The organism is Clostridium sp. JNZ X4-2 (assembly GCF_054889485.1).
On record NZ_CM142685.1, the window covers coordinates 1045233 to 1065915 of the forward strand.

25 protein-coding genes, 1 pseudogene and 1 riboswitch are annotated in these 20683 nt (G+C 34.5%); of the genes and pseudogenes, 15 read left to right on the forward strand and 11 right to left on the reverse strand.

The genetic code is table 11. The features are described from left to right. Positions 1-7: 7 nt before the first annotated feature. The 6 genes and pseudogenes from ACYUJ6_RS04925 to ACYUJ6_RS04950 all read right to left on the reverse strand — a co-directional run bounded on the left by ACYUJ6_RS04925 (position 8) and on the right by ACYUJ6_RS04950 (position 2798). A complete protein-coding gene (locus tag ACYUJ6_RS04925; protein WP_461844732.1) occupies positions 8-358 on the reverse strand; it encodes a DUF1048 domain-containing protein in 351 nt (116 codons plus the stop codon). A 9-nt stretch (positions 359-367) separates the two neighbouring features. Further along, positions 368-715, reverse strand: coding sequence for a DUF1048 domain-containing protein (locus tag ACYUJ6_RS04930; RefSeq protein WP_461844733.1), 348 nt, complete (start codon positions 713-715; stop codon positions 368-370). After that, on the reverse strand, positions 715-1020 hold the full coding sequence (locus tag ACYUJ6_RS04935; RefSeq protein WP_461845445.1) for a PadR family transcriptional regulator: 306 nt from the start codon (positions 1018-1020) through the stop codon (positions 715-717). Before ACYUJ6_RS04935 ends, ACYUJ6_RS04930 begins: the two co-directional genes overlap by 1 nt. A 251-nt stretch (positions 1021-1271) precedes the next feature. Beyond that, positions 1272-1499: pseudogene (locus ACYUJ6_RS04940) on the reverse strand (DUF2200 family protein); the annotation flags it as partial. 29 nt (positions 1500-1528) lie between these two features. Further along, on the reverse strand, positions 1529-2023 hold the full coding sequence (locus tag ACYUJ6_RS04945; protein WP_461844734.1) for an HD domain-containing protein: 495 nt from the start codon (positions 2021-2023) through the stop codon (positions 1529-1531). 37 nt (positions 2024-2060) lie between these two features. Then, positions 2061-2798, reverse strand: coding sequence for a class I SAM-dependent methyltransferase (locus ACYUJ6_RS04950; protein ID WP_461844735.1), 738 nt, complete (start codon positions 2796-2798; stop codon positions 2061-2063). Between the two features lie 249 nt (positions 2799-3047). Between ACYUJ6_RS04950 and ACYUJ6_RS04955 the strand changes: the two genes are divergently transcribed. Further along, positions 3048-3485, forward strand: coding sequence for a hypothetical protein (locus ACYUJ6_RS04955; protein WP_461844736.1), 438 nt, complete (start codon positions 3048-3050; stop codon positions 3483-3485). Next, a complete protein-coding gene (locus tag ACYUJ6_RS04960; protein WP_461845446.1) occupies positions 3445-4161 on the forward strand; it encodes a transposase in 717 nt (238 codons plus the stop codon). The genes ACYUJ6_RS04955 and ACYUJ6_RS04960 overlap by 41 nt, the downstream gene beginning before the upstream one ends. A gap of 107 nt (positions 4162-4268) precedes the next feature. On the opposite strand, the gene ACYUJ6_RS04965 is transcribed toward ACYUJ6_RS04960, so the two are convergent. The 3 genes from ACYUJ6_RS04965 to ACYUJ6_RS04975 form a co-directional block, all read right to left on the reverse strand. Next, positions 4269-4739 (reverse strand): VanZ family protein, encoded by a 471-nt coding sequence (locus tag ACYUJ6_RS04965; protein WP_461844737.1) that lies wholly within the window; start codon positions 4737-4739, stop codon positions 4269-4271. Positions 4740-5005: 266 nt separating this feature from the next. Then, a complete protein-coding gene (gene rlmD, locus ACYUJ6_RS04970) occupies positions 5006-6367 on the reverse strand; it encodes a 23S rRNA (uracil(1939)-C(5))-methyltransferase RlmD (RefSeq protein WP_461844738.1) in 1362 nt (453 codons plus the stop codon). A 3-nt stretch (positions 6368-6370) separates the two neighbouring features. Continuing rightward, entirely contained in the window at positions 6371-6952 is a 582-nt protein-coding gene (locus ACYUJ6_RS04975; protein ID WP_461844739.1) for an RDD family protein, read from the reverse strand. Between the two features lie 183 nt (positions 6953-7135). On the opposite strand from ACYUJ6_RS04975, the gene ACYUJ6_RS04980 reads away from it, so the two are divergent. From ACYUJ6_RS04980 to ACYUJ6_RS05000, 5 genes are all read left to right on the forward strand, one after another. Next, complete coding sequence (locus tag ACYUJ6_RS04980; protein WP_461844740.1) at positions 7136-8986, forward strand: LTA synthase family protein; 1851 nt, start codon at positions 7136-7138, stop codon at positions 8984-8986. 76 nt (positions 8987-9062) lie between these two features. Further along, positions 9063-9164, forward strand: a riboswitch (TPP riboswitch). A gap of 66 nt (positions 9165-9230) precedes the next feature. Beyond that, the gene (locus ACYUJ6_RS04985) at positions 9231-9965 is read left to right on the forward strand and encodes a TatD family hydrolase (RefSeq protein WP_461844741.1); all 735 of its coding nucleotides are present in this window, start codon (positions 9231-9233) and stop codon (positions 9963-9965) included. Further along, positions 9913-10734, forward strand: coding sequence for an ABC transporter permease (locus tag ACYUJ6_RS04990; protein ID WP_461844742.1), 822 nt, complete (start codon positions 9913-9915; stop codon positions 10732-10734). Before ACYUJ6_RS04985 ends, ACYUJ6_RS04990 begins: the two co-directional genes overlap by 53 nt. 11 nt (positions 10735-10745) lie before the next feature. After that, positions 10746-11750, forward strand: a complete 1005-nt coding sequence (locus tag ACYUJ6_RS04995; protein ID WP_461844743.1) for an ABC transporter substrate-binding protein — start codon at positions 10746-10748, stop codon at positions 11748-11750. After that, positions 11719-12468 (forward strand): ABC transporter ATP-binding protein, encoded by a 750-nt coding sequence (locus tag ACYUJ6_RS05000; RefSeq protein WP_461844744.1) that lies wholly within the window; start codon positions 11719-11721, stop codon positions 12466-12468. The genes ACYUJ6_RS04995 and ACYUJ6_RS05000 overlap by 32 nt, the downstream gene beginning before the upstream one ends. A gap of 78 nt (positions 12469-12546) precedes the next feature. Here ACYUJ6_RS05000 and ACYUJ6_RS05005 read toward each other — a convergent pair whose 3' ends face one another. Continuing rightward, positions 12547-14334, reverse strand: a complete 1788-nt coding sequence (locus ACYUJ6_RS05005) for a serine hydrolase (protein ID WP_461844745.1) — start codon at positions 14332-14334, stop codon at positions 12547-12549. Positions 14335-14480: 146 nt separating this feature from the next. Between ACYUJ6_RS05005 and ACYUJ6_RS05010 the strand changes: the two genes are divergently transcribed. Continuing rightward, on the forward strand, positions 14481-14690 hold the full coding sequence (locus tag ACYUJ6_RS05010) for a hypothetical protein (protein ID WP_461844746.1): 210 nt from the start codon (positions 14481-14483) through the stop codon (positions 14688-14690). 249 nt (positions 14691-14939) lie between these two features. On the opposite strand, the gene ACYUJ6_RS05015 is transcribed toward ACYUJ6_RS05010, so the two are convergent. Continuing rightward, positions 14940-15173 (reverse strand): hypothetical protein, encoded by a 234-nt coding sequence (locus tag ACYUJ6_RS05015; protein ID WP_461844747.1) that lies wholly within the window; start codon positions 15171-15173, stop codon positions 14940-14942. Positions 15174-15482: 309 nt separating this feature from the next. Between ACYUJ6_RS05015 and ACYUJ6_RS05020 the strand changes: the two genes are divergently transcribed. The 7 genes from ACYUJ6_RS05020 to ACYUJ6_RS05050 all read left to right on the forward strand — a co-directional run bounded on the left by ACYUJ6_RS05020 (position 15483) and on the right by ACYUJ6_RS05050 (position 20571). After that, positions 15483-16337, forward strand: coding sequence for a hypothetical protein (locus ACYUJ6_RS05020; RefSeq protein WP_461844748.1), 855 nt, complete (start codon positions 15483-15485; stop codon positions 16335-16337). 94 nt (positions 16338-16431) lie between these two features. Next, complete coding sequence (locus tag ACYUJ6_RS05025) at positions 16432-16677, forward strand: hypothetical protein (protein ID WP_461844749.1); 246 nt, start codon at positions 16432-16434, stop codon at positions 16675-16677. An 18-nt stretch (positions 16678-16695) separates the two neighbouring features. Beyond that, positions 16696-17121 carry a hypothetical protein gene (locus ACYUJ6_RS05030; protein WP_461844750.1) on the forward strand — a complete coding sequence of 142 codons (426 nt, stop codon included), beginning with the start codon at positions 16696-16698 and terminating at the stop codon, positions 17119-17121. A gap of 53 nt (positions 17122-17174) precedes the next feature. After that, positions 17175-17342: a hypothetical protein gene (locus ACYUJ6_RS05035; RefSeq protein WP_461844751.1), complete on the forward strand. Its 168-nt coding sequence runs from the start codon at positions 17175-17177 to the stop codon at positions 17340-17342. 459 nt (positions 17343-17801) lie between these two features. Then, a complete protein-coding gene (locus ACYUJ6_RS05040) occupies positions 17802-18638 on the forward strand; it encodes a glycosyltransferase family 2 protein (protein ID WP_461844752.1) in 837 nt (278 codons plus the stop codon). A 58-nt stretch (positions 18639-18696) separates the two neighbouring features. Beyond that, on the forward strand, positions 18697-18837 hold the full coding sequence (locus tag ACYUJ6_RS05045) for a hypothetical protein (RefSeq protein WP_461844753.1): 141 nt from the start codon (positions 18697-18699) through the stop codon (positions 18835-18837). Between the two features lie 171 nt (positions 18838-19008). After that, positions 19009-20571 carry a sigma-54 interaction domain-containing protein gene (locus ACYUJ6_RS05050; protein ID WP_461844754.1) on the forward strand — a complete coding sequence of 521 codons (1563 nt, stop codon included), beginning with the start codon at positions 19009-19011 and terminating at the stop codon, positions 20569-20571. Positions 20572-20683 lie beyond the last annotated feature (112 nt).

Genomic DNA, 20683 nt, shown 5'->3' on the forward strand with positions numbered 1-20683 from the left:
CCCCCCTTTACTTTGTTTTATCCGTAACCTTTTTTATGGCCTTGTAAACTTCTTGGTCAACAGATTCTTGATAGATGTCAGTGTACGTTTTTGAATCTTTGATTAGATCATCGCAGAAAGCCGCTACGTTACTGCCCGTCACTTCCAGCACGCCTTTCCCCGAGTTCGCACCCTCCTCAAAAAGATCGACTATCCCCGAGAGCAGACCCGTCCCTTCGGTTAGCTCAACAGGGCCAACCTTAAAGAGATATTTTTGAATCTCTTTATAAACAATCTGATAATCCTGTGGCAGCGCTTTGACACGCGCCATGTGCGCCCGCCACTCTTTTTTATTCTCGATTATATCTTGTATTTTCATTTTATCCTCCTATTTACCTAACTTTTTAGCGATATTATTGTTAAGCTGATCGCGCCATTTGTCGCGATATGAATTTGCCCCATCGATGCCGGCCAGCGCTGAACAGAAGCCTTTGATATCGTCACCTAAAACTTCTTGGACACTCTGACCATCCGCTGCCGCCACTTCGAGCAGACCAAGCACACCGTCAAGTATCGGCATAAGGTTACGTCCGGTGAAATCTGAGTGAGGCCAAAGATTTAAACTTATTTTTTCCCAAGCTTTTTGATAATCAGCCGGCAGCTTTTTGGCCCGCACATTAAAAGCTTTTAATTCTTTAGTCATATCGTTTCCTGTGATTTTATCCCAAAAATTCATTACCTTCTCTCCTTTAACTCATTAATTTTTGATGATATGAACTCCCACTTTTCCCAGAATCGCCGCAGTTCTTCTCGCCCTGCATCGTTAAGCGTATAAAACTTACGCGGCGGTCCCATATCGGAAGGTTTTTTTTCTATGTCCACGAGCTTATTTTTCTCAAGTCTCACTAAGATGGTATAGACCGTTCCATCTACTACGTCTGTGAAGCCGAGAGCGTTCAGCCGCCGCGTGATTTCGTAGCCGTAGGTTTCTTGGCGGCTTATAATTTCAAGGACACAGCCCTCAAGCACACCTTTGAGCATTTCCGTAAGGTTCTCCAATGTAACACCTCCTTGCTATTCCGTATAACTTATATTTAGTATTACTTACTACAGCTATATAGTAACACACAATAGCGTGATTGTCTATAGGGTTTTTTTGAAAAAACCAAAATAGCAACATAAATAGTATGTGTAATCATTTGATGTAAACGAATAAGGTTAAAAACAAACGAGGCACTCTACGGAATTAAAACGTAAGGTGTCTCGCTTTCTTTTTATGAGTAGAGCAATATTCAACTTCTCAAAATCCTCTCCATTGGCTTGCCTTTTGCCAATTCGTCCACCAGTTTGTCAAACCATCTGATTTTCTGCATGAGCGGATCTTCGATTTCCTCGACCCCAACGCCGCAAATTACCCCTGTGATTTTGTGGGCATTTGGGTTAATTTGTGGTGCTTCTGCAAAGAACGTCTCATAGTCAACCCTTTTACTAATTTGCTCCTGTAGGCCATACTCGTCATAGTTCAATGCATATCTACTTTTAATTACTTTTAATATAAAGTAAAACGTTCATAGGCTATCTTTTTTCCAGTAGCTGTTTTAAAATTATCATTGATGCATTTTTTTATCTTTTTCTGTTCTTTTTCTTTATCCATAACCGTTAAGTTTTCAAGCAAATCAGCTTCCCATTGTATTTGAAAATCAAGTCCATCAATTTTAGATGGAGTATGATGATTGCCTATTATAAAGCATATTCGATCGATATTTTTTCCATAGCCTACCTTTTGTAATATTTCTCTGGCTACTGCTGGCCCTTCTTTTTCTTGATAGCCACCATCAATAGAACCGTACTTTTTTTGTGCTTCAACCGCACCAATATCATGTAGTATAGCAACAATACTGATTAGTTCTTTTTCTTGATCTCCGATATTTTCACCTTTCATAATATCTTCTGCGTTTTGCAAAACTTTGAGAGTATGATCTATGCCGAAGGGAATTTCCTTGAATACCTCTTTCATCTCTATAATAATTTTTTCTTTAAACATAAATTGCCTCCATTTTTACTTTATAGGTGTTTCAATTTTATCTTTTCTCTTTTTCGTTAGCCGATGCAATTAACATCATTGGGCGGCGCATTTCATCTGACATACCCGGAATGTCTATCATATGGGCGCTTGGCATTGTTTCCTCAACAGTGTTTAGCTGGAATCCGGCTTTTATAAGCCCCATTGGAATTTGCGTTAATGTATGATGTTGTTTGGTGACATCCTGTCCAAGAAAATGGGTAGCTCGCTCTCCGGGATAAAAGTAATCATCCACAGGCCAATACTGAGGCTTGCCGTTTGCATTATAAATCCAGTCCTGGTTCACACCCGCCGTAAAGACAGGGTGTTCGATGTTAAGAAGAAAAATGCCATCTGCCTTTAACGTCAGATATACTTTTCTAAATATTATATCAATGTCTGCAATGTAGTGAAGCACCAGATTGGAAATCACGCAATCGTATGAATTGGCGGAGTAATCATATTCCTCCAATCCGCAAACCTGATAGGTAATTTTAGGATCGGCGTTTTTTTCTTTTGCTTCATGTATCATTTTCTCACTTAAGTCGGTGCCCAGCACCTGCTTTGCACCACATTCCACAGCACATTTGCAGTGCCAGCCATAACCGCACCCAAGGTCGAGTACGTTCTTACCACTTAAATCAGGAAACAAGGCCTTGAACTGATGCCATTCACCCGCTCCGGATAAGCATTGTTGACTACATGACATTTTTGCATACTCATCAAAGAATTTTTTATTATCATAAATGTTGTTCATATACCTACCTCAGTAAATTTTTGTTTATCTAAACGTTGTAGAATAATCTATCATGCCTTATTACAGAAGTTTAGCACTTAAAAATTTTTTGGGACGGTAGTCCTCTGGATTACAAAGTTTATAAGTATTTAGAATAAAATTAATAAATTCCGATTTTTACTGGAAATTATATAGAAAAAATTTGCATAACAAAAGCATCCTTTTTATAATAGTTTTGCTAGAAATTTTTCAAAAAAGGATGCTGATAAAATGAGCAAAAGTTATTTGAAACAGTTACTCACTTATATTAACAGGGTATATGATGTAGGTAAAAAAATCAATACCTTGAAAAATAAAAGAGCAAAATCTCCAGTAAAAATTTCAATAATTACTTTTGTAGTATTATTTAGATTCATGCTTCAAATAAGAAGTTTTAATAGATTGAAGCACTGGATTGAAAAGAATAAATTTAAAAAAGTTCTGCCTAAAAAAAATAAAATACCGGGTATTGATGCCATTAGGCGCTGTTTGAATAACTTTGATCTTTATGGCTTAAAAGATATTAACGAGCATATAATAAAATCCACTATAAAAAATAAGGCATTTAGAAATGGTACTATTGACGGTTTGAAGGTGGCCGCCATAGATGGTGTAGAACTATTTGACAGTGTTAAAAAATGTTGTGACAACTGCCCTTACAAGGGTTGATAAAAATGGTATACTGCATTATTTTCACAGATCAGTAGTTTGTGCAATGGTTGGTTCTGATCCACATACTGTTTTAGATCAGGAAATGCTTGAGCCCAAAAAAGACAGCTCAGGTAAAGATGAAGGAGAAATTACTGCTGGCAGATGTTTAATTAAAAAGCTGTATGAAGAATATCATCACTTTGCGGATATCATTATAGCTGATGCTTTGTATTGTAAATCTACATGGATAAATGAAGTACTCTCCATAGGGATGAATGCTGTAGTTAGAGTAAAAGATGAAAGTCTTCACATTGTAAAAGACGCATTAGGTTTATTTAAGTGCCGTGAGGCGTATAAAAACTGGATTGTAAAAAAAGGCACAAATATTTACACAAAGATTAAGGCTTGGGAAGATGATAATTTTGAAATGTCTGACAAGAATATAAAAGTAAGATTTATAAAATTTATGGAAGAAATTCATACTGGAGATAAAATAATGATTAAAGAAGGATCGATCATAACAACAGATAAATTTACAACGGCAGAAATGCTGTGGAAAATAATGCATAAAATATGGGACATTGAAAATAACGTATTTCATCAATTAAAAACAGAATGGCATGTAGATCATTGTTTTCTCCACAGCCCTGCGGGCATAGAGACAGTTCTAATGTCTATAATACAACTCCAGTAAAAACAAAATTTTTACTGGAATTTAAGTGCTAAATCCCTGGCCTTATTAAGTAATACTTGACATATTCTGAAAAGCTGAAATTTGTTCTTAATCTAAAGAGCTGAAATCTATTGTTCTCTAACGAATATAATTCTTGTAAGTTTTATCAACAAATATCCAAGAGCAATTCCAGTCATATTAAGAATTATATCATCGACATCAAAGCTACCTATTTTGGTAATATACTGAAACACTTCAATACAAAGGTCTACAACAAGCCCAACACCGACAACTTTCCAAAATGAATTGATTTTCTTAAACACCATAGGTAGTAGAAATCCAAAAGGCATAAACGGCACTATATTTCCTAGTAAATTATATCGTGCCCATCCCTCTGATATGCTCTCCAATTGCGCACCTATACTGTGAAAAGGAATCAGATTGTAATTGATAGAATCAGGTAAGCTGTTATTTTCAATTCGACTGATAATTGCTGAAATTGAACCATGAAATTTTATAACAACCAGAAGAAACAGCACCATTATATAAATCCACCAAATTATTCTTAATGTGATTCCACGTTTGACCACCTTTGACATAAAACATTCTCCTCGTTAAATTCAGGTTTCTCAAGCAAAAGCAGTTTATGTTACCCGCTTACATCTAATCTGACTACTCAACCTCGGCTTTTTCAAAAAACATCTAAATCGACCACTTGCCAAGTGCCGACATCTAAATCGCTCTGTCACGCTTAAAATCATGCCTTTGGACTTGTTCCCGCGAAGCAATAATTTCGCGATTTTCACACAGCGTATTTTTTCTTTCAACCCTCGAAGAGCCCTTGTTTACTGGGCTTTCTGTATATTCAGTCTTTTACCCTTGACATCAATACTACCGTCTCAACGTGGGGGGTGTGGGGAAACATATCCATAAGCTTTACTTTATCCAATCTATATCCCGAGGCAGTTAGTGTATTTAAATCCCTAACAAGTGTTTTAGGATTACAGGATACATAAATTATTTCCTGTGCATTGAAATTTATAACCTGTTTCAATGCTTTGGGATGGACTCCGGGTCTTGGTGGATCCAATATTATTAAGTCAGGTTTATCCTTTAAAGTTTCCATTACATGTACTACGTCTCCGGCTGTAAATCTGCAATTTTCTATTCCATTTAATCTTGTATTTTCATTAGCGGATTTTACTGCTTCTTCTATAAGCTCTATACCTATTACTTTTTTTACATGAGGGGATAATATTTGTGCTATGGTTCCAGTCCCGCAGTATAAATCAAAAACTGTTTTTGAAGAGCCATCCTGAAGAAAGTCCAGAATTATACTGTACAGTTTCTCAGTGGCCCTGGAATTGGTCTGAAAAAAAGACTGGGGGTAAATCTTAAACTTAAAGCCTAAAATTTCCTCCGTTATATAGTCATTTCCATATAATATTTCCATTGAGTCAATTTTAACTACATCTGATAAACTGTCATTTGTAGTGTGGAGTACACCCATTAACCTGCCTCTGTAATTTAAGCTTTTTAATATTTCAGTAAGCTGGCTAAAATCAAATTTAGTCTGAGAAGTTGTTACAATATTTATTAGAATTTCTCCTGTGTTTCTGCCTTTTCTAAGCACTAAATTTCTTAAATATCCATTGTGGCTCCGTACCCTGTAATAGGGCAGTTCCTTTTTTCTAAAGTAATTTACAATTTTATCCAGTACCAGTGTAAAATCCTCATCTACTATTTTACAGTTGTCTGCATTTACAATGCCAAATGCTTTTCCCTTTATATGCATACCCAAGTTCAGAATGCCGCCTTTTTGTGCATCTCCAAAGGTGAATTCCATTTTGTTTCTGTACTGAAATTCCTCGGGACTTTTTTCTATACCCATAAATTCAAAACTTTCAAGAGAGGATTCTTTAAACAAATCCAGAACCTGCTGCTTTTTTAGTTCAACTTGTATATTATAAGGTATAAATTGAAAATTACATCCACCGCAGAGATTAAAATGGGGACAAGCAGGATTTATTGCATAACTTACATTTTCAATTATTTCTAGCATTCGGGCTTCTGCATGTTTATTTCTTTTTTTTATGATCTGTGCTTTTATTTTTTGACCGGGAACAGCATTTTTTATCATTACCTTCATTCCATCCTCTTCTGCTATACCCGTAGCTGGAAACTGCAGCTTTTTTATGTAAAATTCATACTCATTTCCCTTTTTCAATTTTTAATCTTCTCCTTTTGATGTCCCAGAAAATTTTTCACCTAATGTTTTTCTCAGCTTGCAGCTTTTCATTATAACAGGATATAAGATCAATACTATTAAAAATACTATTATGAACATGCCTTTCATATCTGCTATATAGCATCCAAACAGTAATCTCAAAATAAGATCAAATAAATATAGACATGCTAATGAAATTGCGGCTGTGACAGCTGTGTCTATAATAGAAGATTTTAAACTGCCAGGTACCAAACTGTTTTTCTTTTTAGAATCAGAATTATTATCAGAGGTTTTTTCATCAGAGCTTTTTTTATCCACCACATCATTTTTATTGCTTTCCTCTTTGATATTGTCAATTTTAGTATTTTCAAGGTGTTCTTCTTCTTTTCCCTCACCGGACTCCTCTGGTTTCTCCTGCTCTTCCGCCTTTTTAAGCTGTTCTTCCTTTTCCTGTTTTTCTTTCCTTTTAATTTCCTCTAAATTTTTCTTTTCTTCCATATTTTTATTTTTAAGTTCTTTTAGAAACTGCTTTTTTGCTTCTTCGTCTACTGAGAGCTCATTTTTATTTTCATCTTTTTCGTCCATTAAACACATACCTCCTTGTTCTTTTTAACCTTTCCATAACAAATATATTATGCTACACTATGGCATTTATGTAAATAGGTATAAAAAAATCTTTCATTATTGTTCACATATTGTTTTACAATTTTGCGGATTAGTTTTATAATTTTAGTGTTATATTAATTCGCATAATCGAGGATATTTAATATGAATAGGATAAACTTATTTTTGCTGAACTTTTTAGATGGAATCTTTTTTGTAATATGTGTAACTTTTAAAATATTAGTATACGGCAGGCATTTGGAAACAGGATATATAAAAACCGAATCACTTTTCATTCCAACTATTGCCTCGGTAATTATTATTGTTTCCATATCCTTTGTTTTTAAAACAAAAGCACGTTCAAGAATTCTCTATATATTGAACATCATAATCAGTTTCTTTATAGTAAGCGACTTGATTTATTTCAGATATTTTAAGGATATTATATCCTTGCCTGTACTTATAAGCGGATTTCAACTGGGTGCAGTAAAATCCAGTGTGGCAGATTTGATGAATTTTAAAGATTTTCTGTACTTTTTTGATGTTATATTTATAGTGCCCTTTATAAATAAATACGTTAGAAGCAGGAAAGCTGATATTTCCATAAGCTACAGGATACCAGCACTTGTAGTACTTATTTTTCTGGGAGTATTGACGGATTTTAAAAGCTTTTATAATCTGTCCAGGGAACAGCCCCGGCTTTTGAGTACAATGTACAATAAGGTGTACATAACCAGAAAATTGGGTATTTTAAATTACCACTGTCTTGATATTTACAATTCAATTTCTGCCAATATAACTAAACTGGCACCTATTTCTAAAGAAAAAGTTGATACCATAGATGATTTTATGGATAAAAACAAATCGGATAATAAAAGCTTAAAGGGATCTGCAAAGGGAAAAAATTTGATAATGATACAGGTGGAGGCTCTTCAGGAATTTGCAATAAATGCCTCTATTAATGGAAATGAAATAACTCCAAATTTAAACAGATGGGTAAAAAGGTCCGAGTATTTTGACAATTTTTATTATCAGGTAGCTGCAGGAGGCACTTCCGATGCAGAGTTCATGACCAATAATTCATTATATCCGGCTCCCGCAGGGGCAGCTTATTTTCTCTATTCTGGAAACAAATTCAGTGCAATGCCCCAAAATTTTAAAAATAACGGTTACAGTACGGCAGCACTTCACGGTTTCAGAGAAAACTTCTGGAACAGGGATATAATGTATAAAAAATTTGGTTTTGATAATTTTTACGGTGAAAAAAGTTATAAAGAAGATGAGTCCATAGGCCTTGGACTCAGTGACAGATCTTTTTTGATACAGTCACTTGTGAAATTACATAATATGAAATCACCTTATTATGCTTTCTTAATAACATTAACAAGTCATTTTCCCTATGATGCCGTGGATAAGTATGGCAGTTTTGATGTGGGAAATTTAAAAGGAAGCCTTATGGGGAATTATCTGCAGGCCATACATTATACAGATGAGCAGCTGGGAATGTTTTTAGATGCATTGGATGAAGAGGGAACACTGAAAAATTCAGTTGTAATGCTTTATGGAGACCATTATGCAATACCCAAGGACAAAGAGCAGCAGCTGTTCAAATTTTTAAATATGAGTTCCACTTCTGATGTGGACTGGGAAAAACTTCAGAAGGTGCCTCTTCTCATACATTTCCCCGATGAATCGGTAAAGGGTGTAAATGATACCTATGGAGGTGAAATGGACATATACCCTACAGTATGTAATTTATTTGATCTTCCTGGAAAAGATATGTTTGGGAAAGATCTTTTCAACCCTAACAGTCAGAGGGTCATATTTAGGAATGGTTCTTTTATAGATAGAAATTATTATTATTCCTCCCAGGATGATGTGTACTACAATGTAAAGACTGGAAAAAGAGTATCTGAAAACAGCAGCCTTAAAAAAGATGAGGAGAATGTTTTGAATCAGCTGGGGTATTCGGACTATATACTTAAACACAATGCAATTGACAAATTAAATAGATAAATTGTGAAAATCATATAAAATGTTTACATTTTTATAAATAAGTGGTACTATAATATTGTAATAAATTTAATATTGTCTTTAGTGTCAGGGGTGCCGGGACGGCTGAGAAAAGTGAAAACTTTAACCCTTTGAACCTGATTCGGGTAACGCCGACGTAGGGAACCGCTTTACATTCGTATCCTGAAGCACTATTTATAAATAGTGCTTTTGTTTTTTGTCAAAGTTTTATAGGGAGATAATTTAAATGTTTGTTGATGCACACAATCATATGGATTTTTATGGCAAGAACTTAAAAAAAGCACTTCACATCATAAAAAAAAATGATATCAAGACTTTGGGATGTTCTATGAATCTGGAAAGCTATATTTTTACAAAAAAGATAAGCGCAGAAAATGAAAATATAGTACCCTGTTTTGGAATACATCCCTGGGAAGCACATAAAAATTGCAGTGACCTGGATAGCTTTGACGACTATGTCAGGGAGTGCAGGGCTGTAGGGGAGATAGGGCTTGATTATTATTGGGTTTTGGAAAGTGAAAAATATCCAAAAATGGACAGGGTATTTGAATACTTTCTGGACAGAGCAAAGCGCTATGACAAGATAGTAAATATTCACACTAAGGGAGCGGAAGAAAAAATACTGGAATATATAAGAAGTTATAAATTGAGGACACCTATAATTCACTGGTACAGCGGGAATGTGGATACTCTTAAAGAACTTTTGAAATTGGGCTGTTATTTTACCATAAGTGTTGATATAGGATATTCCAGACTTACAGATGAAATAGTGAAGATGCTTCCAATGGATAGAATATTGACCGAGACAGACGGCCCCACTTCTCTTGAATGGGTGAATAAGAAGTATGGATACCCCTGTGAAGTTGAAAATATTGTTAAAAAGATCTCCAGTATAAAAGGTATTCAATATGAAGAGGTTAAAGACGAAATATCCAGCAATTTTAGCAGATTTAAATTATGAATTTAAGGTGTTTGGAATGAAAAAATCAGAAAATATTCAAGACAAGATATATCCGGTAGTTACCATAGCAGCAGTTGTGATTTTATGGCAGATAGTAGTGGGTTTTCAGTATATACAGCCCTATATTCTTCCTTCTCCATGGGATATTATAAAAACCCTTGTTTCGGACTTTAAAAATATAATGGAAAATACGGAAACCACCCTTTATGAATCCTTTATAGGATTTTTCATATCCATAGTATTTTCTTTTGTGCTGGCTATAATAATGGACAGTTTTCATGTGGTCAAAAAATCACTTTATCCTATTTTATTAATATCCCAGACAGTTCCCACTATAGCCATAGCGCCGCTTTTTATAATATGGTTCGGATTTGGAGCACTTCCCAAGATAATAGTTGTAATAACCGTATGCTTTTTTCCCATTGTTGTAAGTCTTGTAGATGGTCTTGAAAAAATAGACACAGACTACATAAATTTGTTCCATAATATGAAGGCATCAAAATTGCAGATATTTTACCATCTAAAACTTCCCTATGCTCTGGTGAACTTTTTTTCAGGTTTGAAGATTGCTGCAACTTACATGATAATGGCTGCAATTATAGGCGAATGGCTGGGGGGAGACAGTGGAATAGGCGTATACATGGTGAGGGCAAAAAATGCTTATCAGTTGGACAAGGTATTTGCTTCAATTCTGGTTATTGTTATAGTGAGTATTGCAATAATCTATATGATAGACTTTATAGGCAAAAAAATAATACATTGGAAATAAGGGGGATAAACATGAAAAAAAGCAGATTTATATTTTTGATACTGGCTGTATTTACAAGCGTACTTACATTGTCAGGATGTGGATCAAATGATAAAAAGGAAACATCAAATTCCTTGGACAAGACAACTGTAATATTGGACTGGACTCCCAATACAAATCATACTGGACTGTATGTGGCCTTGAATAAAGGATATTATAAGGATGAAGGACTGGATGTCAAAATAGTTCAGCCTTCCGAGGGAAGCGTCACAAATCTCATAGCAGCTGGGAAAGGTGATTTCGGGGTTAGTTATCAGGAGGACGTCACCTATGCACTTACAAGTGACAATCCTCTTCCTGTAAAGGCCATTGCCACGATAATGCAGCACAATACTTCCGGTTTTGCTGCACCTAAAAGCAAGAACATAAAGACTCCCAAGGATTTTGAAGGAAAAGTATATGGAGGATGGGGTTCACCTTCAGAGGAAGCAGTGCTTAAAGCTGTCATGGAGAAAGACGGGGGAGATTTCAGTAAAGTTAAGATAGTGAATATTGGAAATGACGATTTCTTTGCAGCTACAAAAAAGAATATAGATTTTGCATGGATATTTGAAGGGTGGACGGGTATACAGGCTAAATTAAAGGGAGAACAGCTTGATTACATACCTGTCAAAAATCTCGATCCGGCTCTTGACTACTATACACCTATTCTTATAAGCAGTGACAAGATTATAAGTAAAAATCCGGAAAAGGTAAGAAAATTCCTGGCAGCTACTGCAAAAGGATATGAATACTCTATAAAGCACCCTGAGGAAAGTGCAGATATACTTTTGAAATATGCACCTGAGATAGACAAAAATCTTGCTGTGCAAAGCCAAAAATATATGTCTAAGCAGTATGTGGCGGATGCACCTAGATGGGGAGTTATGAAATCCGAAGTATGGCAGCGTTATGCTAAATTTTTAAAGGACAAGGGTCTTATAAAAAAGGAGTTAAATACGAGTGATGCATTCACAAACGAATTCCTGCCAAAATAACGGTGATGAAGTAATGATTGAACTTGAAAATGTGTGCAAGAACTTTGAAGACAAAACAATACTTCAGGATATATCCCTGTATCTTGAAAAAGGAGAATTTGTCTCCATCCTCGGACCCAGCGGCTGCGGGAAAAGTACACTTTTCAACATAATAACGGGATTTATACATGAAGACTCAGGCAGAGTTTTTGTAAAGGATGATATAGGATACATGCAGCAGAAGGATTTACTTCTGCCCTGGAAGACTGTGCTTTCAAATGTGGTGCTGCCCCTTGACATAAAGGGAAGGGATAAGAAACAATCCAGAAAAAATGCAACAAAATATATTGACATATTTGGGCTGGGGGGATATGAAAATAAATATCCCTATGAACTTTCAGGTGGAATGAGGCAGAGGGCAAGTTTTCTGAGAACTTTTCTATCTTCCAGGGAAGTGATGCTTTTAGATGAGCCCTTTGGCGCCCTTGATTCCATAACCAGAGGAAAGATGCAGAAATGGATTTTAAGCATGAGGGAAAAGCTTGGCAGGAGCATACTATTTGTAACTCATGACATTGAGGAGGCCATTGTGCTTTCAGACAGAATATATGTGCTTTCTTCAAAACCGGGAAGGGTGAAAAAAGAGATAACAGTGGATTTTAACAGAGACGACAGAGAAAACAGACTGTTTTCACAGAATCTTTTGAAGATGAAAGAGGATATTTTGAAATTGCTTTAAACAAGTTGGGGTCAGACCCTCTGACAAATATTGTCAGAGGGTCTGACCCCCTTACATTTTTTACCACAGGGACTGACCCTAGTTTGTCCTGTTTCCTGGGATTTCAAGCCCCAGCTGATATAATTGAAAGCCCGTAACTTCATTTTTGTTATCTGCAGTGAATTTAATCCGGGCATCTGTTACCCTGAGAAAAAATTCATTTTGTGACTGAGGAAACAATTGATATTTTTCGCCGCTGCTGTTCTGTTCAAAATAGAGGGCTTTTCCATCAGTGGTTATGGAAACATCCCCAAGATTTCCCTGAAGCTTGTAATTGCCCACATATTTATCCAGGGTTTTGCTGTCCACGTTAACTACTTTCTTTGCCTTTGGAAGTTCATAGCTTCCGCCAAGGGCTATATCTGCCAGAGTATCGTTTAAGGAATTTATATTGTAGTAGCCTACATTGCTGAGAATAATTATAGTAAGATCCTTGTCCGGATACCTGGCTATATTGCTTGTAAATCCAATTGTATTTCCACCGTGGTATATTTCCTTTCCGTATTTTCCACTTGTCAGCATCCAGCCGTAACCATAGTAGGGGCCGGAGGGTGCCATGGCTATATGATTTGAAAACATATTGTCTAGTGTAGATTTTTTCACTAGCTTTTCCGTATAAAGAGCCCTGTCCCATTTATAAAGGTCTTCCGTACTGGAATACAGGCAGCCTGCACCGTAGGAGCCATTCAATGTCGCTTCATCACTTACGGGATAAACATCCAGATAACCGCTGTAACCTGTGGAGGAATACATTTTTCCAGTGTTCTTGTAACCTAACCCTGTGTTTTTCATATCCAGGGGCTGGAAAATGTTTTTTTCAAGGTAATCTTCATAACTCATTCCACTTGTCTTTGCAACTATATATCCAAGTAAAATATACCCCGAATTGCTGTAGCTGAAATTGGTTCCCGGTGTAAATTCCAGGGGCTTATTTTTAAATAGATCTATTACCTTGTTTATGTCTTTTAAAGAATCCTGACTCATGCTCCAGAATTCAGGGAGATTGGTGCAGTTTACAATCCCGGAACTGTGGGTGAGAAGATTTTCTATTGTTATTGTATTTCCATTTGGGAAATCCGGTATATATTTGGAGACAGGATCCTTTACATTTATCAATCCCTTTTCTACCAGCTGCATTATGGCCATGGCTGTGAACTGTTTGGTCATGGAACCTATTGGAAATGTGGTGTCCGGTGTATTTTGAATGTTTTGCTCAAAATCCGATTTACCATAACCTTTGTCCAGGATTACTTTTCCATTTTGAGCTACGAGTACGCTTCCATGAAAATTATCCGTACTTTGAAGTGCACTCAAATAGGTATCTAATTTTTGTGAAGTATAGGAATATCCTCCTTGATTCAATGCATTTTTTAAAGGAGTGGATATTTTGATTGTCTTTGTGCTGCTGTCCCAGTTTATGGTTCTGTCAAACACCTGACTAAAAAATTCAAGGGGTACAAAAACATAATTATTTTTAATTACAGGAGCTGTGGATAAGTTAATATTTTTGTTATTTACAGATATCCTTTTATTGTTGCTTTCAAGCTTTACAGTATAATCAGGAGCAGTTAACAGAGCGCTGTCACCCTTTACCTCCAGGCTGGCATTTAATTTTAAAGACAACACATTCAGAGAAACCATAACTACTGAATTTGAGTCTTGGTAAGGTTGTACATATTTTGAAGGAATATTGCTTCCGTCCATACTCACTGTGAATTGGACTGTATCAGGTGAAGCTGAAGTAACAACTTCGGCATTTGCTACAGATGTAGTTGAGCATATGAGAAAAATGGATATCAGCATTGAGGAAAATACTTTTTTGAACATTTACACCATCTCCTTTTATAGTAAGATAATACAATCATATCATAAAATATGAGAAATTACTAAATTCAGTGAATTTTTTATAATAAGTGCTGAAAGTTAAATCATATCATAAGGTAGGACTTAAAAATAAAATAGGAAGTGATCTTGTGAAAAAGCAGCAGAAGGCAAGAAAAGTAAGCAGGCAAATTGGATTGGAAACGGCTGTCATGCCGGAAACAAGTTCAGCAGAAAAACCGAAGAGCAGAATATTAAAAGAAATTACGGATAAAAGAGAGAAAAACGTAAAACATTTTTTGAAGGATGATCTGACCTTCGAAGCAGCTGTTTACAATGAGCCGGTGCATTATTTCAGTTAGTCAGCTGGCTTAATGCAGATTATTAGGTTTATGCCTTTAAAAGGCAATTGAATAAAATTAAAGATTCAGTATCTATATGAGTAGTATGAAAATAAAACTGCATGGGACAAATGCCCCATGGAAATAATTCAGCATCTACATGAGTGGTATAGAAAAATTATTAGTATAAAAATACTAATAACAACCTTTGTCTGTATAATTTTTAAATTCTATGATATAATATCAGTAATAAGAAGGTGGATTATGAATTTAGTCTGCTTGATAAATTGTATAAGTTTTAATAATAGATAGTTTGGGAAAAGGGCTATCTATTATTTTTTTAGAATTATTTATGTTTACCTTGATATCGGATGATATTTCATCAGGTTTCAAAGTTATTTTATTTTCGACTTTAATATCTGACTTTTTATCAGACAACGCCACTATACAAATAGCAGTGATTGAAAATAGACTGAAGAATAAAATTAAGGATCCTTCTGACATAAACGTATCACCTCTTCTTCATACGCAGACATTATTAACCATAATCCATCCACAAATAAAGAAGAGGTGCTTATACAATTTTCTTATTACATTTTAGAGTATATCATACAATATAAATGATGAAAACATAAAAGGAGGAACTAAGTGAATTGGAATAAATTAGTCTTTGAAAACAGCAGTGCCGGCAGGATATACTATAATCACAAGCTGTATTGATCAACATAAGGGAAATAATTTAAAGTGGGACAAACTTCTTTTTATAATTTCAGTAAAATGCAGATGTAATAGTAAAAACAAGGTGGCTAAAGGATGTATACTTTTCAGGTTATATCTTTTGTAATTGAAATAGCTTTTGGATTACTGGTTGGAGGTATTATAGCATTTTTCCCTAATATCATATTTAATGTAAATAAAAATTATAGACCCCCTAAATATGAATTCTATGAACCCAAAAACAATAAAAAAAGTAAGAAAAAGATTTTAAAAATTTTGGGCAAAACCATTTGGGTTACAATAGTAATGGGAATTACCATAGCAGGTTTAGAACCATATTTTTTGGACACTCCTAAATTGATAAAAGGAGATCTTTGTTATATTACCGGTAATGTAAGTAGAATAAGAGATGTGAGAAAAGACTATCATAGATATGTTTATATAGAAAATAAACAGCTGATTTTCTTTTTTGCTTCAGATGTTGAAGTGGGGAAAAGATATAAGATAGGGTATTTGCCCAATACTACACGAGCCATTTATGTTGAGATGTTAAAAAACAATGCATCATCAAAAGGAATAAGAATTAAATTTCCATATAAAGAGATTATGCTGTTTATAGGATTAATAGGAGCCGTCATATTGTTGGCTGCACTAGCTCCCTATTTAAAATTTAAACTCCTGATAATAGCCAGTGTAGTTTTCTATCCTGCAAATATACTATTATACATAAAGGAAGGATTAAAATCAGGACTTTGGTTTTCTTTTCATAATGATGGACTTTCTATTTTAACTTTAGGAATTGTGTTTGCTGTTGTGATGTGGGCAAGTTATCTTATAGAGAGGAAGGAAGATCCGGAAATTTTTGGAACATTAATGGCAATTCAAATTATGAGCGCTATTGAAATGGTGGCTTTAATAGAAACATTTGAACGCCTATTCAATGTCTATTAGGAAAAATGAAAGTTTAATTAATACCTGAGATTTCAATGAAACTGTGTTCTAAATTATTTTTAAATTTGTTATAATAAAAGCAGGTGAAGTGAACATGAGTAAAAATCAAGAAGTTAAATTGGATGGAATTTTAAAGGCGCTGTTTTCAACATCGCATCAAGTGCTCATAAAGTTTACAAACAAGATGTTTGATGTGAATTATGATGATAATGATGTAATTATCATCCCGGGTAAAACAAAATTTCCACTGGAAGATTTTGATTATGATTTTATCAAAGCCGATTTGATTTTAAATTTTTCACGTAAGAAGAAAAAGACAATATACCACATTGAATTTTAGACCAAAAATGATACTTCAATGGCCATAAGAATGTTTCAGTACGGGTTTCATATAGCTAAATCGGATAATATATTAAATAGTAATACAAAAGTTGTATATTTTCTAAAACAGCTGATTATCTTTATAGAAGAAAATTCAAAAGTAAAAAATGAGTTGAAGCTTCAGATTATATTTTCTGATGGAAATAAGGTTAATTATAGTGTACCGGTTATGAAATACTGGGAGTATACTGATAAGGAATTAATTGATGAAAAGCTGTATATATTGCTGCCGCTTCAAATATTCAAATTCAGGAAGGTATTTGAGCGTATAAAACATAGAAAAGACAGCAGCAAATCTGAATTTGACAGTACATTGCAGGAAGCTAAAAGCTTGTCATATAAACTTGCAAAAGAAATAGCTGAATTGAATAATAAAAAAGAGGTTATGGATGATGATGCTTAAATCTTTTTATGATCCTGTTGTAGAGCAAAAAGGAATAGAAAAAGGACGTAAACATGGACTATTGCAGGGGCTGGAAAAGTTATTGGGTAGATACTTCTTATATGAGCAAAATAAAAAAAATAGAAGATGAAGATACTTTAAATTCTTTATTTGAAGATGCAGTTAAGAGTAACTCTATTGAAGAATTTAAAGAAAAGTTAAAATTAAGAAAATTAAATTAGAAATAGGACCTGCCATAAGGCAGCCCCCAATAAAGAAGTTTTCTGTTAGTATACGGTGTGGTTAGTTTTGACTATGCCGTTTTGTTGTTTCAAAAACTTAACTTAACATTGCAGTAAGGATGGCAACAAAATTGAAGCTGCGGGAATAAAAGGCAGAAAAGATTCTGCTCAGTTAAGGCCGTGTGTTGCATATCATGCGGGTTATAAAGTGGAGAACTGTATTTGAGCTTTGTCTGGCTGTATGTCTATGAAAAAGCTTCAGTTCGGTTCTGCTGGATATGTAGATATGATTTTATATAGGATAGGTTAAAAGCTGAAAGTGAAAAGTTAATAGTAAATCAAGATTTTTGGTTCATATTGATTTTTACCTATTGGCAAAATTTAAATTTGTGAATAGTATGTAAATGAGAATAATTTAGTGAGTATTTTTTACAATCCAATTATATAGGAGGAAAATTCATGAATAAGAATAAAAGAGTTTTAATTGGGAGTGCTATAAGACAGTCACATGACATATTAGTAAATTTTATAGGTTTTTTGAAAAATATTGTAAATAGAGATATTTTAATAGATTATTTTTTTATAGATGATAATGATGATACTGATTCAAGTGATTTCATTAAAAATTTCTCCCTGGAATCAAAGAATAAAATTATCATTGAAGAAGGAGAGAAAATTGATAATTATATTCGTACGGAAAATACGCATTATTGGAAGGAAAACCTGATTTGGAAAATAGCAGAATACAAAAATAGAATTATAGAATATGCTAAAAAAAATAATTATGATTATTTATTTTTAATAGATTCAGATATAATGCTGCATCCCAAAACACTGATAGCCTTAATAGACAGTAATAAAGATATAATATCTGAAATATTTTGGACCAGATGGCAAAAGGATTTTGTTGAATTACCACAGGTTTGGATGAGTGACGAATATTCATTTGTTATTAAAGGAAGAAATGAGATATTAACTGATGATGAAATTAATAGAAGATATATGGATTTTATACAGAAGTTAAAAAGGCCAGGTGTATATGAGGTGGGGGGACTGGGAGCATGTACCTTAATAAGTAAAAGAGCTATTTATAAAGGAGTTAATTTTAACGAAATTTATAATTTATCATTTTGGGGAGAGGATAGGCACTTTTGTATAAGAGCAGCGGCTTTAGGCTTCAAATTATATGTTGATACTACCTATCCAGCTTATCATATATATAGAAAAGAAAATTTAAAGGGATTAGAGCAATTTAAAAATAAGTGTATATATGATATAGACAATTCTCTGACATAAATAATTTTTATTTATACAATTATAATAATATAAAAGGATTTGAGGCAGATAAATATTTATGTACTTGCTTATGCAGATAAATTTAATAAAAATAAAATCACTATATGGTGTAAATTCGAATTGGAAAATAGCAGCTGCTGAATTTTATCTGCCTTTGCAGCCGGCGGGGAAACCTGCTGGCTGCTTTTCTGGTGCGTAATAATATGGATGAGAGAAGTTAAGAGTAAATGAGTATTTGAAAATAAGAGTGCAGGCAGGATATACTATAGTCATAAGTTATGACTGACAGTTTATGAGAGCATAAGGTAAATCAATATGTAAATTATGATTATATAATAGATCTATTATTTTTAATGAAAGAGGGATAAAAATGAAAATACAGGATATCATGGTGCCCTGGAAGGGGAAAAAAAGAATAAAAGATGGAATAAACAGGAATTGTTGCATATACAGCTCAAGTGTTGCTCATGCCCTGTGGAATAATTCGGTTTATGAAGTAGTAGATGATGATGAAAATAAGGTGGGGGAAATAGACAGAAATTTATTTAGGTACCTTATCAATAGCATAAATACCAGTATAATAAGCAATATTGTAGATAAGTTTCAGGAAGGAGTTGTTGCAATTGATGCAGAAGGAAGGATTTTTTATGTAAATGATTCATATACAAAAATTCTCGGAGTTCCAATAAGTAAAATTATAGGGAGACAGATGCAGCAGGTGGAACCGGGAGCAGAGATATTGAATGTACTTAAAACTAAAACGCCTATAATAAGGCACAAACAAAAGATAAATACATTGGATAAATACGTTTCAGTACACATATATCCCATTGAACAGGAGGGAGAATTGAAGGCAGTTATATCGATTTTTACTGATTCAACTGAAATTGTAAAATTGGGAGAAGAAATGGAAAAGGCAAACAAGGCGGTCATACGATTTAAACAACAGATTGAGTCACAAAACAAATTATCAAAATTTGAGATTGTGGGAAAAAGTCAAAACTTTTTAAAAACTGTTTCACAGGCATTGATTGTGGCAAAAACAGAGGCATCTGTATTGATAGAAGGTGAAAATGGGACTGGAAAGGAAGTGATTGCAAAGCTCATACATTCAAATAGCGAGAGAAAATCTCACCCAATGATAATTGTAAACTGTGCAGCTGTTCCTGAAAGTTTAATTGAAAGTGAACTTTTTGGCTATGAGGAGGGTTCCTTTACAGGTGCAAAATCTGGAGGAAAGATGGGAAAATTTGAATTAGCCAATGGTGGAACTCTGTTTCTTGATGAAATAGGCGACATGCCAATGTCAATGCAGGCAAAACTTTTGAGGGTGCTGCAGGAGGGAGAGATAGAGAAAATTGGAAGACAGAAAAATGTGCCTGTAAATGTCAGGCTGATTGCTGCAACAAACCAACCCCTTGAAAGAATGGTAAGGGAGAAAAAGTTTAGGAGAGATCTTTATTATAGGTTGAATATTGTGGAGATTAAAGTGCCTCCATTGAGAGAACGGGGTGAAGATGTGGGATTGCTGGCAAATCATTTTCTGCAAAAATACAACAAGAAATATGGAAAACAGGTGTTTTTTTCTCAAAGGGTACACTCGTTTTTCTACTCCTACAATTGGCCGGGCAATGTTCGTGAAATGTGCAACTGTATTGAATATGCTGTGATTATGTGTCTGGATGATTGCTTTGATGTAATCTATCTGCCTCCCCACATTAAAGAATCCATGGGAGAAATTATAGAAGAGAAAAACAGACCTGAATACATCCAAGGTACTTTGAAGGAAGCGGTGAAGAGTTTTGAAAAAAAGATGATTACGGACGCCCTTTCAGGAAGTAAAGGTAATAGAAGCAAAGCCATGCGGCTGTTGGGACTCAGCCGCAGAACTTTTTATCGTAAGTTGAAGGAATATGAGATTGATAGTGACTAAAAGTAAACACATGAGACTAAAAGTAAACACTGATCTTTCTGCAAAGTGTGGCAAAACTGGCATTAATGCCTGGAGAAGGTTTTCACAATTAAAGTGAAAACCTTTAATTTAT

What these genes read in the sequence shown, in the direction of transcription:
- ACYUJ6_RS04925 (WP_461844732.1), bottom strand. Translation starts at nt 358, where the DNA reads ATGAAAATACAAGATATAATCGAGAATAAAAAAGAGTGGCGGGCGCAC.
- ACYUJ6_RS04930 (WP_461844733.1), bottom strand. Translation starts at nt 715, where the DNA reads ATGAATTTTTGGGATAAAATCACAGGAAACGATATGACTAAAGAATTA.
- ACYUJ6_RS04935 (WP_461845445.1), bottom strand. Translation starts at nt 1,020, where the DNA reads ATGCTCAAAGGTGTGCTTGAGGGCTGTGTCCTTGAAATTATAAGCCGC.
- ACYUJ6_RS04945 (WP_461844734.1), bottom strand. Translation starts at nt 2,023, where the DNA reads ATGTTTAAAGAAAAAATTATTATAGAGATGAAAGAGGTATTCAAGGAA.
- ACYUJ6_RS04950 (WP_461844735.1), bottom strand. Translation starts at nt 2,798, where the DNA reads ATGAACAACATTTATGATAATAAAAAATTCTTTGATGAGTATGCAAAA.
- ACYUJ6_RS04955 (WP_461844736.1), top strand. Translation starts at nt 3,048, where the DNA reads ATGAGCAAAAGTTATTTGAAACAGTTACTCACTTATATTAACAGGGTA.
- ACYUJ6_RS04965 (WP_461844737.1), bottom strand. Translation starts at nt 4,739, where the DNA reads ATGTCAAAGGTGGTCAAACGTGGAATCACATTAAGAATAATTTGGTGG.
- ACYUJ6_RS04975 (WP_461844739.1), bottom strand. Translation starts at nt 6,952, where the DNA reads ATGGACGAAAAAGATGAAAATAAAAATGAGCTCTCAGTAGACGAAGAA.
- ACYUJ6_RS04980 (WP_461844740.1), top strand. Translation starts at nt 7,136, where the DNA reads ATGAATAGGATAAACTTATTTTTGCTGAACTTTTTAGATGGAATCTTT.
- ACYUJ6_RS04985 (WP_461844741.1), top strand. Translation starts at nt 9,231, where the DNA reads ATGTTTGTTGATGCACACAATCATATGGATTTTTATGGCAAGAACTTA.
- ACYUJ6_RS04990 (WP_461844742.1), top strand. Translation starts at nt 9,913, where the DNA reads ATGAAGAGGTTAAAGACGAAATATCCAGCAATTTTAGCAGATTTAAAT.
- ACYUJ6_RS04995 (WP_461844743.1), top strand. Translation starts at nt 10,746, where the DNA reads ATGAAAAAAAGCAGATTTATATTTTTGATACTGGCTGTATTTACAAGC.
- ACYUJ6_RS05000 (WP_461844744.1), top strand. Translation starts at nt 11,719, where the DNA reads ATGCATTCACAAACGAATTCCTGCCAAAATAACGGTGATGAAGTAATG.
- ACYUJ6_RS05005 (WP_461844745.1), bottom strand. Translation starts at nt 14,334, where the DNA reads ATGTTCAAAAAAGTATTTTCCTCAATGCTGATATCCATTTTTCTCATA.
- ACYUJ6_RS05015 (WP_461844747.1), bottom strand. Translation starts at nt 15,173, where the DNA reads ATGTCAGAAGGATCCTTAATTTTATTCTTCAGTCTATTTTCAATCACT.
- ACYUJ6_RS05020 (WP_461844748.1), top strand. Translation starts at nt 15,483, where the DNA reads ATGTATACTTTTCAGGTTATATCTTTTGTAATTGAAATAGCTTTTGGA.
- ACYUJ6_RS05025 (WP_461844749.1), top strand. Translation starts at nt 16,432, where the DNA reads ATGAGTAAAAATCAAGAAGTTAAATTGGATGGAATTTTAAAGGCGCTG.
- ACYUJ6_RS05030 (WP_461844750.1), top strand. Translation starts at nt 16,696, where the DNA reads ATGGCCATAAGAATGTTTCAGTACGGGTTTCATATAGCTAAATCGGAT.
- ACYUJ6_RS05035 (WP_461844751.1), top strand. Translation starts at nt 17,175, where the DNA reads ATGGACTATTGCAGGGGCTGGAAAAGTTATTGGGTAGATACTTCTTAT.
- ACYUJ6_RS05040 (WP_461844752.1), top strand. Translation starts at nt 17,802, where the DNA reads ATGAATAAGAATAAAAGAGTTTTAATTGGGAGTGCTATAAGACAGTCA.
- ACYUJ6_RS05045 (WP_461844753.1), top strand. Translation starts at nt 18,697, where the DNA reads ATGTACTTGCTTATGCAGATAAATTTAATAAAAATAAAATCACTATAT.
- ACYUJ6_RS05050 (WP_461844754.1), top strand. Translation starts at nt 19,009, where the DNA reads ATGAAAATACAGGATATCATGGTGCCCTGGAAGGGGAAAAAAAGAATA.